A 15,784-nucleotide genomic window follows, 5' to 3' on the forward strand; every position below is an offset into this window, starting at 1 on the left:
CCCCTTCTCGAGCCGGTCGAGCCGCGCGCTGATCTCATCCAGCTTGCTCGTCAGCTTTCGCAGCTCCTCCGCCAGACCGCTCGGATCGGGCGCCGGACCACCAGGAGGGGGTGGCGGGGGAGGAGGGGCCATCATCCCCATACCACGTCCCATTCCTCGTCCCATCCCGCGACCCATGCCGCGTCCCATCCCCATCCCGCCGACGAACCCTCCGGCAGCAGGAGCGGTCGCTGGGGTCAGGCGGCCGGCAGCGGCCTCGATGGCCTGCTCCTCGACCGTGCCCTGTGCCTGTATCATCTGCACCCCTCCCTGGGAGAGGACATTCGCGGCATTCGGCCCGAATGAACCGGCAAGGACCATCTGCGCCCCGCGATTGATCACGAGCTGCGCCGCCTGGATCCCGGCTCCGCCCATCGCGCCGGCGTAGGGGTTCTGAACCACTTCGTGCGATACTATCCTTCCGTCTTCAACATCGACCACGGTGAACGTCGGGCACCTCCCGAACACCGGGGAGATCGTGTCGTCCAGTCCACCGCGGTTTGTCGCTGCAATAACCCTCATTTATTTCCTCCTAAGTCTGTTGTGTCTGATACGGAACCGGAGTGTACGGATACCCCTGGTAGCCGGTGTAGCGGACCGGCCCGTAGCCGAACCATCCTGGGTAGCCGGTCCCGTACGCCCCGGTCCACCACCAACCCCGCGGTAGCCAGGGGAAGTTGCGGCAGTATGGGTAGGGGTTCCCCGGCCAGGCGTACGCCCCGCGGCCCCAGCCGTACATCCCCCGGCCGCGGCCCATTCCGTATCCGCGTCCGAACCGTCCACCGCGCATCTCGATCACGCTCCTTTCTCCAGCTCCTCCAGGCGCTTGGCGAGTGCCTCGAGCTGTCGCTCGAGCGCTTCCTTCTGCGCCTTCAGATTCTGGAGCTCCTGGTCGCGCGACAGTGGCGCGCCGTAGTAGGGCCATGCTCCGACTGCGGTCGGAGCGCCGCTATATCCCAGCCAATTGGCGAACTGCCCAAGCTGACCGGTTGCCTGCAGGTACTGCGCCCCGGGCGGCATCCCGCCCCAGCCGGGCGAGTAACCGAACCGCATCCAGCCGGGCATCCCCGTCAGGTAGTACATGTTCCTCCATCCGTGTCCCATCGTGATCCCTCCTTATTTGCGGTTTCGTTCACCGGGATTATAATCATATGCACAAAATTTGTCAAGCCAGTGTCCCTTCTCACCGCAGAGACGCGGAGAGCGCTGAGAAGTAATTTAGATGAGGCTTTGAACCGACTCGACTCCAGCGATGAGGGTGGCACTGACCCTACGGGCGAGGTCCCCGCTTCCATCCCCAGCGAGCTCTGTGCCTCTGCAGTGGAGAGGAAATTTGCCCCGAGGACGGTGTCCGCGGTATAGTAAGCACATGCACTCTTAGTGGAGGAAGGATGGGAAGACAGAAGAAACCGCGCTACTGTCGAGAGTTTGCCGGGTACAACCTGTTCAAGCCAAGTGGGGTTCCGCTGGCGCAGCTCGAGATTGTGGAGATCGGGTTGGACGAGCTCGAAGCGATGCGATTGTGCGACTTCGACGGGCACGATCAAGAGACGGCAGCAGCGGAGATGGGGGTCTCGCGCGGCACGGTGCAGCGCCTCCTCTACTCCGGCCGGAGGAAGCTGATCGACACCGTGGTGCACGGAAAGGCGCTCGTTGTCTCAGGAGCCGAGCACGTGCTGATCCGCCCGCCCGGACGCCACGGCCGCGGCTGGGGCGGAAGATGGGCCGGGCAGCAGCCGAAGGGGTGATCGATCGGATCCACGTGCTGACGCTCGTCATGGAGGCCGTTACGCCTCGGTTGCATTGCTCCGCCGATTTCGCCCCCGTATAATCCCGCGGGTGATCGCGCATGTGTCTAGGGATTCCAGGACGGGTTGAGGCAGTGGATGGTAACGTCGCTACGGTTGATTACGACGGGGTCAAGGCACAGGTTCGCCTCGACACCCTGGAAGAGCCGGTTGCGGTTGGGGATTACCTCCTCGTCCACACCGGATTCGCCATCGAGCGGATGACCCCGGAGGACGCGGAGGAGACGCTCCGCCTGTTCGATGAGATTACTGGTTTGAATCCGGAAGTGAATCAGGGTGAATAATCTGCTCTCCCTGTCCGACCCGGTACGGGCCGCCGCCCTCGCGCGGACGATCGCCCGCCTCACCCCCGACTACCCGGTAAAGATCGTGCACGTCTGTGGGACGCACGAGGCGACGATCACCGAGCACGGACTGCGTCGCTTCCTCCCGGAGCCCGTCGAGGTGCTGGAGGGGCCGGGCTGTCCGGTGTGCGTGACCCCGACGCGGGATATCGACGCCGCGGTCAAGATCGCGCGCAAGGGCGCAATCCTGTGCACGTTCGGGGACATGACCCGCGTTCCGGGGACGGAGATGACCCTGGCTGCCGCGCGCGCCGACGGGGCGGACGTGCGCGTGGTCCTCTCCGCCGCCGAGGCGGCGAGCATCGCGAGAAATACGAACCGCGAGGTCGTCTTCTTTGGAGTAGGGTTCGAGACCACCACCCCGATGACCGCAGCGATCCTGCTCGACGATCCGCCGGAGAACCTGTCGGTGATCGTCTCCCACAAGCTGATCCCGCCGGCGATGGCCGCGCTCCTCGACCTTCCGGACAACCGGATCTCCGCCTACCTCGCTCCGGGGCACGTCTCGGTGATCATCGGGGAGGAGCCGTACACGCCGTTTCCGCGCGATTACGGGATCCCGGTCGTGATCGGTGGGTTCGAGCCGCTCGACATCCTGTACGCGATCGCGCTCATCCTGCGCCAGCTCAAGGACGGCACTCCCAGGGTGGAGAACGGCTATCCGCGCGCCGTGCGCCCGGAGGGGAACCGCCGCGCCCAGGAGCTGATCGAGCAGGTGTTCGAACCGACGGACGTGGTCTGGCGGGGGATCGGGTCGATCCCAAACTCCGGCCTGCGCCTGCGGGACGAGTTCAGGCAGTTCGACGCCCGGGCCCGGTTCGGGGTGACCGGAGAGGAGGGGGAGGAGACCGTCCCCGGCTGCCGCTGTCCGGACGTCCTCACCGCCCGCGCCGTTCCCACTGACTGTCCGCTGTTCCGCACGACCTGCACCCCGCTCAATCCGGTCGGGCCGTGCATGGTCGGGGTGGAAGCAGCGTGTAACATCTGGTACCGGTACGGAGGTCGACCGAAGCTATGAGCGAAATGGACAAGATCACGGCGATGCACGGCGCGGGAGGGGCGATGATGGACCGTCTCCTGCGCGAGCACATCTTGACCGAGTTTTCGGCGCGAAGCGCCGGTAGGATCGGGCTCGACGCGCTCGACGACGGGGCGACGATCGAACTGCCGACCGAGGGAGAGCTCGTGGTGACGACCGACTCGCACGTGGTGAAGCCGATCTTCTTCCCCGGCGGGGACATCGGCCGCCTCGCCGCCGCCGGCACGCTGAACGATCTGGCGGTGATGGGGGCGCGGCCGCTCGCCCTCACCCTGGGCCTGATCCTGGAGGAGGGGTTCCCGCTCGCGGATCTCACGCGGATCATCAGCTCGATCGCCGGTGTGCTGGACGAGATCGGGGTCCCGCTCATCGCCGGGGACACGAAAGTGATGGGAAAGGGTGAGCTCGACCGGATCGCGATCAACACGACCGGGATCGGAGTGGCGGCCCATGCGGTGTCCGATTCCGCGATATCCCCCGGGGACGTCGTGATCGTCACCGGGACGATCGGGGATCACGGGATGGCGCTCCTCGCCTGCCGGGAGGAATTCCACCTGGAGACGAAGCTTGAAAGCGACGTCGCCCCGATCTGGCCGCTCGTCGAGCGGGCGCTCGCCGCGGGCGGGATCAAGGCGATGAAGGACCCGACCCGGGGCGGGCTCGCCGCGGTGCTCAACGAGATGGCAGGAAAGGCGAACGTAACGATCGAGGTCGACGAGGCCGAGATTCCAATCCGCAACCCGGTCCGCGGAATCGGGTCGCTCCTCGGGATCTCCCCGCTCACGGTGGCGAACGAGGGCAAAGCGGTGATCGTGACCGCGCCCGACCGGGCGGACGCGGTCCTCCGCGCGCTGCGCGCCCACCCGCTCGGGAAAGATGCGGCGATCATCGGGAAGGTGACCGACGAATATCCGGGGAAGGTGATCCTCGGCACCGAGGTCGGGGGACGGCGGTTCCTCGAGATGCCGCTCGGCGACCCGGTCCCCCGCATCTGCTAGAGCTTGCGACAGGCGCGGAGCTTGGCGCTGCGCGCGCGCGGATTCTCCCCGATCTCCTCTTCCGACGGGCGGAGTGGCTTTTTCGTCAGGACCTCGGCCTGCGGGGGAAGCGGCGGCCCCGGGGCGAGTGACTCGTACCGCGGGGTGGCGAGCTTCCGGAAGAACCGCTTCACGATCCGGTCCTCCAGCGAGTGGAAGCTGATCACCACGATCACCCCGCCCGGCCTGAGCGCGGCAAACCCGGCGGCGAGCCCGTCCTGCAGGTTGCGCAGCTCGTCGTTCACCGCGATCCGCAGCGCCTGGAACGTGCGGGTGGCCGGGTCGATCCGGCGCTCGTGGAACCGGCGCGGGATCGCGCGACGCACGACCTCGGCCAGGGCCCTGGTCGTCTCGATCGGCCGCGCTGCGACGATCGCCCGTGCGATCCGGCCGGCGAACCGCTCCTCCCCGTAGTCGCGCAGGATGCGGGCCAGTTCCTCCACGCTTGCCGCGTTCACCAGATCGGCCGCCGACGTTTTCTGGGTCGGGTCCATCCGCATGTCGAGCGGTCCGTCCGCCCGGAAGCTGAACCCGCGCTCGGGCGCATCGAGCTGGAGGGAGGACAGGCCGAGGTCGAGGAGGAACCCGTCGATCGCCTCGATCCCGAGCCCGGCCAGAATCTCCGCCAGGTCGCGGTAGTTTCCGTGGACCAGCCTCACTCGGTCCCCGAACTGCGCCAGGCGCGCGGCCGCATACCGCAACGCCTGGGGATCGCGGTCGATCCCGATCAAGCGGGCTTCCGGCCCGGCGGCCAGGATCGCCGCGGCATGCCCGCCGAGGCCGACCGTCCCGTCGACGTAGATCCCGCCCCGGTCGGGAGCGAGGAAGCGCACAGCCTCGGCGCGCATCACCGGGCGGTGGATCGCATCACTCATCATCGCCTCCGATCTTCTCGCGCAGCGCGGTCAGAAACCGCGCGAACCCCGCCTGCGTCCGCGCATGGAGCGCGGCGTACGCAGCAACGAACCGCTCCGGCGGCGGTGGATCGCGCAGGAGCGCGGCCGCGTCGTCGGGACGCGGGGACTCCACGCACGGGATCTCCGGCCCGTCGCAGGCCGCCACCTCGGCGACGAACGCCGCGATCTTCGGATCCGCCGCGACCGCGATCAGCGGGACACCGGCGCGCAGCCCGAACTCGAGCGGATGTAGGCGCGACGCGATGAGCAGATCGAGCCCGCCGATCAGCCCCTGCGCCGCCGCAACCGAGCCCGGAACCTCCACCCGGGCGTGCGGGAGCATCCCGGCGAGCCGCCGCGCCGCCGCAAGGTCCTCGCCGGGGAAGAACGGGATGAGCGCGATTTCGCGATCGCCGGGGAGCGCGGCGAGGAACCGGGCCCAGTCCTCCTCCCTCTCCTCAACCGACCTGCCGGAGAGCGCGACCCCGATCCGCCGTGGTTCACGCTGCGGCCGCGGTTCGGGCAGCGGCGGGTTGAGGAAGTAGAGATCACCGTCGAGTACGGCCGCGATCCCGAGCCGGGCGGCGAGCTCCCGGCTCGCTCGGTCGCGCACCCCGAGGTAATCGACGCGGGCGAGGACGCGCCGGGTGAGGGATCGCGCGAGCCTTCCGTCGATCGGTCCCAGCCCCTGGCCGATGAGGAAGACCGGCCGGCGCAGCGCGCGGGCGAGCGCGATCAGCCCAAGGTAGTAGTAGAGCGAGCGGGCGCTCGTCCGGTTCTGCAGCAGTCCACCACCGCCGAGGACAAGCGCCGCGCTTTTCTGCAGTGCGGTAGTAACCCGGCACGGATCGAGCCGGGCACGCCCGGCGATGACAAGCGGCTCAACCCCGGCTTTCCGCAGCGCCTCGACGGCGGCTTTCCGCAGCGCCTCGTCCCCCAGGTTCCCGTGTCCGTAGTACCCGGTGATAACGATCATTCCCCGTTTCATCGCTCCATTTTACCGCACCAGCGTGAAAACGCTTGAAAGCGGAGGGGGAAAGGGGTATAAGGACCCGAGAAAAGGAGGAAGATAACCATGCCGTTTTTCAGGGGAGAAAAGCTGCGCGAGGTGTACAAACGGGCCCAGGCAGGGGGATACGCATACATGGCGAACAACATCGCCGAGGAGAACGTCCTCCTCGGGCTGCTCGCGGGATACAAGGAACGGAATTCCGATCTCGTGGTACAGGTCAGCCCGGGGGCGGCAAAGTTCGCTGGTGGTGGGGACAAGCTCGCTGGTTTGCGCGTCCTCTCCTACATGATCCGCACCCTGGCCGAGGATTATCCGATCGGGGTCTTTCTCAACCTCGACCATTTCACGGTCAACGAGATGGAGATCATCAAGGTTGCAATCGATGAAGGCCTCGTCTCCTCGATCATGATCGACGCATCGAAGGAGTCGTTCGAGGAGAACGTGCGCATCAGCCATGAAGTCGTCGAGATGGCGAAGGGGAAGGACGTCCTGATCGAAGCCGAACTCGGGAAGATCAAGGGAGTGGAGGATGAGATCGCCTCCGCTGAGGCGTTCTACACCGATCCGGACGAGGCGGCCGAGTTCATCGAGCGGACCGGGGCCGACCTGCTCGCGATCTCGGTCGGAACCCAGCACGGGGTGTCCAAGGGGAAGGACGTGGTATTGCGCACCGACATCGCCAAGAAGATCCGGGATCGACTGGAGGAGAAGGGATTGCTCGTCCCATTGGTCCTCCACGGGAGCTCGGGCCTCCTCCCCGAGCAGGTGCGCGAGATCATCCGCTACGGGGTGTGCAAGCTGAACAAGGACACGCGCTACCAGTACGAGTACGCGCGCACCGCGCACGATTTCTACATGGAGCACTCCGCGGCGATCGTCCCGCCCCCTGGGGTCCCGGATCAGCGGACCGGGCTCTTCTCCGGGAGCGACTGGACCCCGGACAAGAAGGTGTTCGACCCGCGGGTGGTCGGGCGGGAGATCCAGGCGCGGATCAAGGAAGTGGCGATCGAACTGATAGATCAAGCCGGCAGTGCCGGACACACCATTACGGGAGGTTAGTATGTTGAGAGCTGGAGTACTCACGGGCGGAGGGGACTCCCCAGGGATCAATGCTGCGCTCCGTTCCATCGTACGGTTCGGGTTCAAGCAGAACGTGGAGACGATCGGGTTCCTCGAGGGATGGAGAGGGCCGATTGAGGACCTCGTCCGCCCCCTTGGGGTAAACGATGTATCCGGGATCCTCACGGTCGGAGGAACGATCCTCGGGAGCTCGCGCACGAACCCGTTCAAGGTGGAGAACGGGGTGGAGCGGATCCTCCGGACCTTAGAGCGGGAGAAGATCGATTTTCTGATCGCGATCGGGGGAGACGACACCCTCGGGGTGGCGCACCGCCTCGCCGAGCACGGGGTGAAGGCGGTCGGGATCCCCCAGACGATCGACAACGACATCGCGATGACCGATTACTCCATCGGGTTCTCTTCCGCGCTTGAGGTGATCACCGACGCCCTCGACCGCCTGCACACGACCGCGTTCTCCCACCATCGCGTCCTCATCCTCGAGGTGATGGGGCGCGACGCTGGCTGGCTCAGCCTGTTCGGTGGGGTGGCCGGCGGTGCGGACGTGATCCTCATCCCGGAGCGGGACTTCGACGTCGAGGAAGTGCATCGCAAGATCCTGCACCGAAAGACGCGCGGCAAGCACTTCAGCATCGTGATCATCGCCGAAGGGGCGAAACCGACCGAGACGAACGGGCAGATCGTGGCCGAGGCCGAAGTGGATGAGTTCGGGCACGTGCGCCTCGGCGGGGTCGGGCAGTACCTGGCGAACCAGCTCTCGCAGCGGCTGGAGATGCCGGTGCGGGTGACGAACCTCGCCTACCTCCAGCGCGGCGGCACTCCGTCTCCGTTCGATCGGATCCTGGCGACGCGGTTTGGGGTGGCGGCGATCGAGTTCGCGCTGGAGAAGAAGTTCGACGTGATGACCGCCCTGCACGGGATGCAGATCGAGCCGGTCCCGCTGGAGGAGGCACTGAGCGAGCCACGGCCGGTTGATCCGGGCCTGTTCTACCTGTTGGACCTCTTCGAATAACGTAGCTGTCCAAACGTCCGGAAGCGCCCGCTGAGTTCCGCGGGCGCTTTTTCTTGATTGTACGCAGGATAACGCGCAGTTCGTTCCTCCCCTCTTGACTTCGTAACAGTGTTATGTTATACTGCTTTCATCACTGGAGGTACTTACTATGTTCTTGGGAGATCGAATGACGGCGTACGCAGCGGAGAAGCACTACGAGGAGCTGGTTCGGAAGGCTCTAGAATCGAGGAGAATCGAATCGACAGAGGGAAAGGAACGACGCCGGATCGGTCGCGCCCGATTCCGGCGGAAGGTGAAGACGATAGAGCAGCTAGTGGAACAGTGTGCTGTTAAATAAGATGCCGGGCGAGGAAGAGAACCTGATCTCGAAGAAGGAGGTCCTATCCCAGACCGGGATCTCCTATGGGCAGCTCTACCGCTGGAAGCGGAAGGGGTTGATCCCGGAGGAGTGGTTCATCCGCCGCTCTACGTTCACCGGGCAGGAGACGTTCTTCCCCCGGGATAAGATCATCCCGCGGATCGAGCAGATCAAGCGGATGAAGGAGGAACATCCCCTCGATGACCTGGCTGAGCTGATCACGCGCAAGGTGGACGAGAAACTGGAAGTGGCGTTTTCCCGCTTACGCGATCTCGGCTGGTTGGACGAGCGCCTGCTCGGAATCTGCGGAATTCAACGGGAGGAGGAACGGGTTCCGATGGCTGATGCCTTCTGTCTCGGCATCGTACGGCGGCTGCAGAGGACGGCAAGAGAGGAGGAACTCGAACTGGTAAAGCGGACACTGGAAGAAGCCGGCGCGGGTGAGCTGATCCCGCGGGTGCGGGAGGAGGGGCTCCAGCTTTACTTATTGCGCAAGCGGATCGCCGCTGGCGGGCTATCCGCGCAGATCAGTGCGGTTGTGATCGCGCCGGCCGGGGCGCTGTTCGACCCTGAACTGGAGGTCATCAAGGCGGTTGACCTACGGGTCGTCCTCGACGAGATCAAGCTCGGCTTCGGCGCGTCCAAGGTCCGCACCCTTCGGAAACAGTTGCGGGAGGAGGCAGCGCGGCTGAAGAAACAGGAGCTCAAGCGGCTCAAGGAAGAAATGCACAAGGAGGAAGGATGAGCGAGAGGGCAAATTCGGCAAGCATCTCCGGCGCCGGGAGGATCAGCGGTGGGACCTACGATCGGGTCACGATCTCCGGTGCGGGGAAGGTGATAGGTGATCTCGCGGCAAACGAGCTGCGCATCTCCGGCGCGGGGAAGGTCGAGGGCAAGGTGCGGGCCCGGGAGATCGTGGTCTCCGGGAGCACGACGTTCACCGACAGCGTTCACGGGGATGAGATGCGGGTAAGCGGCAGCGCTCGCATCGAGGGGCGGGTCGAGGTGAAGGAGCTCAAGTGCTCGGGGAGCATCAAGGTGCACGGCGGGATCTCCGCCCAGTACTTGAAATCGAGCGGGCACCTTCAGGTAGATGGGGACGTTTCTGCTGAGATCTTCAAGGCGAGCGGAGGGTTTCAGATCGAAGGGCTTCTGTCCGCCGACCACGTCGAGATAGCGATCGGCGGGGCGTGCCTGGTCCAGGAGATCGGGGGCGAGCGGATCGACGTGCGCCGCGGCGGATGGCGGGAGAAGGGGATCCTGTTCGATGGGTTGATAAAGCTGTTCACCGGCGGGGGGACGGCCGAGCTGCGCGCCGGGCTGATCGAGGGGGATGAGGTCCATCTCGAGGACACGATCGCTGATACAGTGAGGGGAAAGACGGTGGAGATCGGCCCGGGGTGCAAGATCGGGACGGTGGAGTACTCCGAGTCCCTGCGGGTGGCGTCCGGGGCGAAAGTCAAGAACAAATCGCGCTTGGGGAGTGAGTGATGATCGGGTTCATCCTCGGGATGGTGGGATTGGTCGTCGGGGTAGTGGAAGCCGTCATCGGGCTCCTGTGCAGCCTGGCAGGAAGCGTGATCACCATGGTCCTCCTGGCAGTGATCATCGTTGGATCGATCCTCTTCTCTCCCGCTTTCCTCTTGGCAGGGCTCGTCCTCGCTGCGTTCGCCATAATCAGGAAGCTGGGGCGCGAGCTTGACTCCTATTGAACCGTGTTCCCCTCCGACCGCACTAACAAGGGATCAGAATGCCGGAAGTAAGACGAAACTGGAAGGCTCCGTTTTTCACGATCTGGATCGGACAGCAGTTCTCCCTCATCGGGAGCCAGCTCGTCCAGTTCGCCCTCGTTTGGTGGCTGACCAAGACGACCGGCTCGGCGACCGTCCTTGCCACAGCGACGATGGTGGCGATCCTCCCTCAGGTCCTTATCGGTCCGTTCTCCGGAGCGCTCGTCGACCGGTTCAGCCGCCGGACGGTGATGATCGTCGCCGATGGGGCGATCGGGCTCGCATCGGCGTGGCTCGCCTACATGTACTTCTCCGAGGCGGTTGCGGTGTGGCACATCTACCTGATCATGGCCGTCCGGGCGATCGGGGGCGGGTTTCACTGGCCGGCGATGGCCGCCTCCACCTCCCTGATGGTTCCCGACCGCCATTTGACCCGGGTCGCCGGCCTGAACCAGACGATGCAGGGGGTGACGAACATCATCGCCCCGCCCCTCGGCGCGATCTTCCTTGCGATCCTGCCGATGTACGGAATCCTGGGGATAGACGTCGCCACCGCCGCAATCGCCATCTTCCCCCTGTTCTTCATCCCGATCCCCCAGCCGGTTCGGACGGCGACGGAAGTCAGGCCGTCCTACCTGTCCGAGGTCAAGGAGGGGTTCAGCTATGTGTGGAGGTGGAAGGGACTCCTCTGGATCATCGGCGGGGCGATGCTGATCAACTTCGCCGTCGACCCCGCGTTCTCACTTCTCCCCCTCCTGGTGCGGAAGCACTTCGGCGGGGAGGCGCTCCAGCTGAGCTGGCTCGAATCGGCGTTCGGTGCCGGGGTCGTCCTCGGCGGGGTGCTGTTGAGCGTGTGGGGTGGATTCCAGCGGCGCGTGTTCACATCCCTATTCGGGATCGTCGGCATGGGGGCGGGGATCCTGTTCCTCGGTCTCCTCCCCGGGAGTGGGCTGTGGTACGCAATCGGAACCCTCCTGGTCGTCGGGTTGATGAATCCCCTCGCCAACGGGCCGTTGATCGCCATCCTCCAGTCCACAGTGGCGCCGGAGATCCAGGGGAGGATCCTCTCCTTGCTCGGCAGCTTGGTCACGGCGATGTCACCCTTGAGCCTCGCCATTGCCGGACCGGTTGCTGACCTATTGGGGATCCGGTTTTGGTACGTTCTCGGTGGGGCGACGATGCTCGCTGCCGGAATCGGCGCGTTCTTCGTCCCGGCGATCATCCACCTGGAGGACGGCCGCGGCGCGCTCGAGGAACCGGTCTCGGAGGACTCTAAGATCGGTTCTGCTACCGGTTGACGGTATGGATCGCCCGGCCGAGGGCGTTCTCCGCCGCCTCCTTCAGTCCCTCGGGGAGGGTCGGATGGGGATGGACCGAATCGGCGATCGCCTCCAGAGTAAGACCGTTCTGTACGGCCACCGCCGCCTCCGAGATCAGATCGGAGGCCTCTGCCCCGACGATTGTGACCCCGAGGATCCTTCTCGTCTTTGCGTCGGCGACCACCTGGAAGAACCCGTCCGGGGCGTTCATCCCGAGCGCTTTTCCGAGAGCGGCATACGGGAATCGGCCGACGAGGGGTGTATAGCCCTCTTCCTTTGCCCTCTTCTCGGACATCCCGACCGAGGCGAGCTCAGGTGAGGTGAATATCGCCTGGGGGATCGTTCCGTAGTCGAGGGGGTAGTCCTCGCCGGCAAGGTGCGCTGCGAGCCGCAGCCCGTCAGCCGAGGCCTTGTGGGCGAGCATCGGGCCGGGGACGAGATCCCCGATCGCGTAGATCCCCGGCACGCTCGTCTCCAGGTTCTCATCCACGACAACGAACCCGCGCCGGTCGAGCTCGATCCCGATCTTCTCCAGCCCAGCCGAGTTCGGTTTCCGTCCGACGGCAAGGAGGATCCGATCGGCAGGGAACTCCTCCTCCTTCGTGTTAACCACTACGCCGTCGTCCTTATTCGCGTATCCCGTCGCCGCCGCTCCGGTCCGGATCTCGATCCCCATCGCTTTGAGCCCTGCCCGCACCCGGGCGATCGCCCTCCGGTCGAGGTCGAGGCCGGGGAGGATCTCGGGCATCAGCTCGAGGACGGTCACCCGGCTCCCCAGCCGAGAATAGATCGTGGCGAGCTCCAATCCGATCACCCCGCCGCCGATCACGACGAGTCGCTCCGGAATGGCATCGGGGCTCAGGGCTTCGGTCGAGGACCAGACAACCGGATCGGAGAAGGAGAATCCCGGGATCTCGACCGGGGCTGATCCGAGCCCGAGTACGAGCCTCTCTCCTGTGATCGCCGCGCCGGTCGAGAGCGAGACCTCTCCGGGGCCGGTGATCTTCGCTTCGGCCTTGATCAGGGTTACCCCGTTCGCTGCCAGGAGCTTTTCCACCCCGGAGACGAGCCGTTCAACGATCCCCTCTTTCCAGGAAATCAGCCGGGGAAGGTCGATGTGCGGCGGCGCGAATTCCATTCCGAAGTCACTTCCCTCCTTTGCTCGCGCGAGGAGCTCAGTGGCTGCGAACAGTGCCTTGGTCGGGATGCAGCCGCGGTTCAGGCAGACCCCGCCGACCCGGTCCCGCTCGACGAGCGCCGTCTTCAGCCCGAGCTGTGCCATCCGGATCGCTGCCACGTACCCGCCCGGTCCTCCCCCGATTATCACTACATCGTAATCCATTTCCCCTCCTTTCCGACAAGATACCCGCGGCATTCCTCCCCTTCAACCCGACGTCTAACTTCCTGAGAAAAGAGGCATAATCAATATGATGGTTACGGATATTTAATATTTGTGACCATCCGACAAGGGCAAAACCTTCGTGAGGAGGTGACGCAAAGCCACGGGCCCGTAGGCGGGCAGCCGGGCTGCCGAAGATGGTCACGAAGAGCCGTTGGCTGATTTTCGCGGTATTAACCGCCGGGTTACTAGTTTTACTGATCTACCCGCAGCTCCCTCGTGTCGCTGGTGGTGCGGGCGGGGACGGGACACCCGGGATTGCCGCCGCTGACCTGGCGTGGAACGTGGAGCAGATCGAGGCTCCCCGGGCGTGGCGAAAGACGGCGGGATCGCATGACATCGTCGTGGCAGTGATCGATTCCGGGGTCGATTGGACCGTCCCCCAGCTTGCGGGAAAGATGTGGACCAACCCGGGTGAGATCCCGGGAAACGGGATCGACGACGATCATAACGGCTACGTCGACGATGTCCATGGCTGGGACTTCCGCGATAATGACTCGAGCTCCCTCTCCGGGTCGAAGATCAATTGGCACGGCACGTTTGTCGCCGGGATCATCGCCGCTCAGCCGGGGGATGATAAGGTGGCCGGGGTGGCACCGGGGATCAGGATCATGGACGTCCGAATCCTCGACTCGCGGAACCTGTTCTACAGCTCCGACTGGGGAAAGTTCGCCAAGGCGATCGACTACGCAGTCGATAACGGGGCGCGGATCATCAATCTGAGCATCTACGCGAACGGGAAACCGCCGGTCGTGTTCGAGAACGCCGTTAAGCGCGCGGCGGCCCGGGGGGTGATCGTAGTCGGGATCGCCGGGAACGACGGGAAGGGGGCGGTGAGCTATCCTGGCCGCTATCCATGGGTCCTCGCGGTGTCGGCGACGGATCGTGCCGATCATCTCGCGCGGTTCAGCAACTACGGCCCCGAAGTGGCGGTAAGCGCACCTGGGAATAAAGTACTCTCCCTCTTTCCGGGTGGTGTATCCGGAACCGGTTCAGGTACCTCGTTTGCCGCGCCGCACGTCGCGGGGACGCTGGCGCTCATTCTCTCTGCGAACCCGAGATTGACACCAGCCGCGGCGGTCGATGTCCTCAAGAAGACGAGCGTTCCACTCGGAGATCCGGACCGCTACGGTGCGGGACGGGTCGACGCAAATCGGGCGGTTGCTCTTGCGGCGAGCGAGCGCGACTGAACCCTTGCCCCTCTCGGACCTCACCTCCATAATCTCTCCGGGAGGGGCATCTTGCTTGTTGGATTCCATCTATCGATCGGGAGAGGGTTTGCTGCGGCGGTCGATTCCGCTGACGCCTTGGGGATAACCGCGCTGCAGATATTTACCCACAACGCTTCCGCATGGCGGATGAGACCGATCGAATCTGCGGCCGCGGTTGCGTTCCAGAGGCGGCTCGAGAGATCCTCCCTCAAGTACGTCGTCGTCCACACGGGGTACCTCCTCAACCTGGCGAGCCCGGACGAATCCCTGTTCGAGCGGTCGGTCGCGGCCCTGACCGAGGAGATCTCCCGTGCCGGCGCACTCGGGATCGCCCGGGTCGTCACCCACCTCGGGGCGCATGTGGGGTCGGGAAGGGAGGCCGGGATGACCCGGATCATCGCTGGGCTGGAGCGGGTAATCGGTTCCGAGGCGTTCGCTCGCTATCCATTCGTCCACTTGCTCCTGGAGAACACTGCGGGAGCAGGGACGACGATGGGGGCCACGTTTTCGGAGTTGGGGAGGATCATCTCCGGGCTCTCCGATCCCGCCCGGGTTGGAGTCTGCCTTGATACCTGCCACGCGTTCGCCGCCGGATACGACCTGCGCGATCCGACCGGGCTGGAGGCGACGCTTGCCGAGTTCGAACGGAGGATCGGGCTTGCGCGCCTTGATCTCATCCACCTCAACGACTCCGCCTACCCGTTGGGATCGCGCCGCGACCGGCACGCCCATATCGGGCGAGGGAATATCGGGGAGTCCGGGATCGCGAACATCATCAACCATCCCAACCTCCGTGATCTCCCGTTCATCCTCGAGACCCCAAGGCTGATCGATGGGGAAGATGCAGATCCGATGAATCTGCGTGTGGTGTGGGCATTGCGGCGCGAAAGTGATATGATGCAGTGAATGAGCACGAAGCGAGGTGAGCGCCGTGCCGATCTACGAACACAGGCAGCTGGGAAAGACGATACTCGGGATCATCGGGATCAGCCTCACCCTTATCGGGCTCCTGTTAGCCCTCGTCCCCGATGATCGACCCTTGATCCCCGTAGTCGCTCCGATCCTTGCGGTGGCCGCTCTTGTCGCTTTCCTGTTCGGCTCGCTCACCGTCGTTGTGACCGAGGAACGGGTGACCGCCTCGCTCGGTCTGGGACTGATCCGGAAGAGCTTCCGGATCGAGGAGATCCGCGATGCGCGGGCAGTACGGAACCACTGGTACTACGGATGGGGGATCAGGCTGACCCCGACCGGTTGGATGTTTAACGTCTCGGGGTTCGACGCGGTGGAGATCGAGCTGAAGAACGGGCGGAGGTTCAGGATCGGGACCGACGAGCCGGAGCAGCTTCTGGCCGCGATCAAGCAGGCTGCCCGGCTAAACTAAGGAGACGAAATGATCGCGTGGATATGGCACGGACGTGAGTCTGCTCAGGGTCGCATCTTGCATTCCCGCATTAGATTCTATTGGCAGCTGATGTACCTCATACCCCGTGATCCCGCCGCTTC

20 protein-coding genes and 1 riboswitch are annotated in these 15,784 nt (G+C 64.8%); of the genes, 14 read left to right on the plus strand and 6 right to left on the minus strand.

From position 1 onward, the window contains the following. From J7J55_05150 to J7J55_05160, 3 genes are all read right to left on the minus strand, one after another. Positions 1-561 (minus strand): NifB/NifX family molybdenum-iron cluster-binding protein (locus J7J55_05150; GenBank protein ID MCD6142086.1); only part of this gene is annotated, 561 nt, incomplete at its 3' end. A 10-nt stretch (positions 562-571) separates the two neighbouring features. Further along, a complete protein-coding gene (locus J7J55_05155; protein MCD6142087.1) occupies positions 572-838 on the minus strand; it encodes a hypothetical protein in 267 nt (88 codons plus the stop codon). Then, a complete protein-coding gene (locus tag J7J55_05160; GenBank protein ID MCD6142088.1) occupies positions 835-1,143 on the minus strand; it encodes a DUF5320 domain-containing protein in 309 nt (102 codons plus the stop codon). Before J7J55_05160 ends, J7J55_05155 begins: the two co-directional genes overlap by 4 nt. 287 nt (positions 1,144-1,430) lie before the next feature. Between J7J55_05160 and J7J55_05165 the strand changes: the two genes are divergently transcribed. The 4 genes from J7J55_05165 (at position 1,431) to hypE (ending at position 4,228) form a co-directional block, all read left to right on the plus strand. Then, on the plus strand, positions 1,431-1,787 hold the full coding sequence (locus J7J55_05165; protein ID MCD6142089.1) for a DUF134 domain-containing protein: 357 nt from the start codon (positions 1,431-1,433) through the stop codon (positions 1,785-1,787). Between the two features lie 101 nt (positions 1,788-1,888). Then, complete coding sequence (locus J7J55_05170) at positions 1,889-2,131, plus strand: HypC/HybG/HupF family hydrogenase formation chaperone (GenBank protein MCD6142090.1); 243 nt, start codon at positions 1,889-1,891, stop codon at positions 2,129-2,131. A 10-nt stretch (positions 2,132-2,141) separates the two neighbouring features. Continuing rightward, complete coding sequence (gene hypD, locus J7J55_05175) at positions 2,142-3,209, plus strand: hydrogenase formation protein HypD (GenBank protein MCD6142091.1); 1,068 nt, start codon at positions 2,142-2,144, stop codon at positions 3,207-3,209. Continuing rightward, entirely contained in the window at positions 3,206-4,228 is a 1,023-nt protein-coding gene (gene hypE, locus J7J55_05180) for a hydrogenase expression/formation protein HypE (GenBank protein ID MCD6142092.1), read from the plus strand. Before hypD ends, hypE begins: the two co-directional genes overlap by 4 nt. Here the strand turns inward: hypE and rsmH are convergent. After that, positions 4,225-5,142 (minus strand): 16S rRNA (cytosine(1402)-N(4))-methyltransferase RsmH, encoded by a 918-nt coding sequence (rsmH, locus tag J7J55_05185; protein ID MCD6142093.1) that lies wholly within the window; start codon positions 5,140-5,142, stop codon positions 4,225-4,227. The two genes, hypE and rsmH, sit on opposite strands and share 4 nt — an antisense overlap. Beyond that, the gene (locus J7J55_05190) at positions 5,135-6,151 is read right to left on the minus strand and encodes a polysaccharide pyruvyl transferase family protein (GenBank protein MCD6142094.1); all 1,017 of its coding nucleotides are present in this window, start codon (positions 6,149-6,151) and stop codon (positions 5,135-5,137) included. The genes rsmH and J7J55_05190 overlap by 8 nt, the downstream gene beginning before the upstream one ends. A gap of 87 nt (positions 6,152-6,238) precedes the next feature. Between J7J55_05190 and J7J55_05195 the strand changes: the two genes are divergently transcribed. The 7 genes from J7J55_05195 (at position 6,239) to J7J55_05225 (ending at position 11,650) form a co-directional block, all read left to right on the plus strand. Beyond that, positions 6,239-7,234, plus strand: a complete 996-nt coding sequence (locus J7J55_05195) for a class II fructose-bisphosphate aldolase (protein MCD6142095.1) — start codon at positions 6,239-6,241, stop codon at positions 7,232-7,234. Positions 7,235-7,238: 4 nt separating this feature from the next. After that, positions 7,239-8,264, plus strand: coding sequence for a 6-phosphofructokinase (locus J7J55_05200; protein ID MCD6142096.1), 1,026 nt, complete (start codon positions 7,239-7,241; stop codon positions 8,262-8,264). A gap of 166 nt (positions 8,265-8,430) precedes the next feature. Beyond that, positions 8,431-8,601 carry a hypothetical protein gene (locus tag J7J55_05205; protein ID MCD6142097.1) on the plus strand — a complete coding sequence of 57 codons (171 nt, stop codon included), beginning with the start codon at positions 8,431-8,433 and terminating at the stop codon, positions 8,599-8,601. Then, a complete protein-coding gene (locus tag J7J55_05210) occupies positions 8,588-9,367 on the plus strand; it encodes a DUF4004 family protein (GenBank protein MCD6142098.1) in 780 nt (259 codons plus the stop codon). Before J7J55_05205 ends, J7J55_05210 begins: the two co-directional genes overlap by 14 nt. Beyond that, on the plus strand, positions 9,364-10,113 hold the full coding sequence (locus J7J55_05215) for a polymer-forming cytoskeletal protein (protein ID MCD6142099.1): 750 nt from the start codon (positions 9,364-9,366) through the stop codon (positions 10,111-10,113). Before J7J55_05210 ends, J7J55_05215 begins: the two co-directional genes overlap by 4 nt. Beyond that, positions 10,113-10,334: a hypothetical protein gene (locus J7J55_05220; GenBank protein MCD6142100.1), complete on the plus strand. Its 222-nt coding sequence runs from the start codon at positions 10,113-10,115 to the stop codon at positions 10,332-10,334. Before J7J55_05215 ends, J7J55_05220 begins: the two co-directional genes overlap by 1 nt. 38 nt (positions 10,335-10,372) lie before the next feature. Beyond that, positions 10,373-11,650, plus strand: a complete 1,278-nt coding sequence (locus J7J55_05225; protein MCD6142101.1) for an MFS transporter — start codon at positions 10,373-10,375, stop codon at positions 11,648-11,650. Here J7J55_05225 and lpdA read toward each other — a convergent pair. Then, a complete protein-coding gene (gene lpdA / locus J7J55_05230) occupies positions 11,640-13,013 on the minus strand; it encodes a dihydrolipoyl dehydrogenase (GenBank protein ID MCD6142102.1) in 1,374 nt (457 codons plus the stop codon). The genes J7J55_05225 and lpdA overlap by 11 nt on opposite strands. Before the next feature lie 117 nt (positions 13,014-13,130). Then, positions 13,131-13,206, plus strand: a riboswitch (cyclic di-GMP riboswitch). 1 nt (position 13,207) lies between these two features. On the opposite strand from lpdA, the gene J7J55_05235 reads away from it, so the two are divergent. From J7J55_05235 to J7J55_05245, 3 genes are all read left to right on the plus strand, one after another. Next, positions 13,208-14,260 (plus strand): S8 family serine peptidase, encoded by a 1,053-nt coding sequence (locus J7J55_05235; GenBank protein MCD6142103.1) that lies wholly within the window; start codon positions 13,208-13,210, stop codon positions 14,258-14,260. A 51-nt stretch (positions 14,261-14,311) separates the two neighbouring features. Further along, entirely contained in the window at positions 14,312-15,187 is an 876-nt protein-coding gene (locus tag J7J55_05240; protein ID MCD6142104.1) for a deoxyribonuclease IV, read from the plus strand. A 133-nt stretch (positions 15,188-15,320) separates the two neighbouring features. Beyond that, complete coding sequence (locus J7J55_05245) at positions 15,321-15,662, plus strand: hypothetical protein (GenBank protein ID MCD6142105.1); 342 nt, start codon at positions 15,321-15,323, stop codon at positions 15,660-15,662. The last annotated feature ends 122 nt before the right edge of the window (positions 15,663-15,784 follow it).

The organism is Candidatus Bipolaricaulota bacterium, from assembly GCA_021159055.1.
Classification (GTDB): domain Bacteria; phylum Bipolaricaulota; class Bipolaricaulia; order UBA7950; family UBA9294; genus S016-54.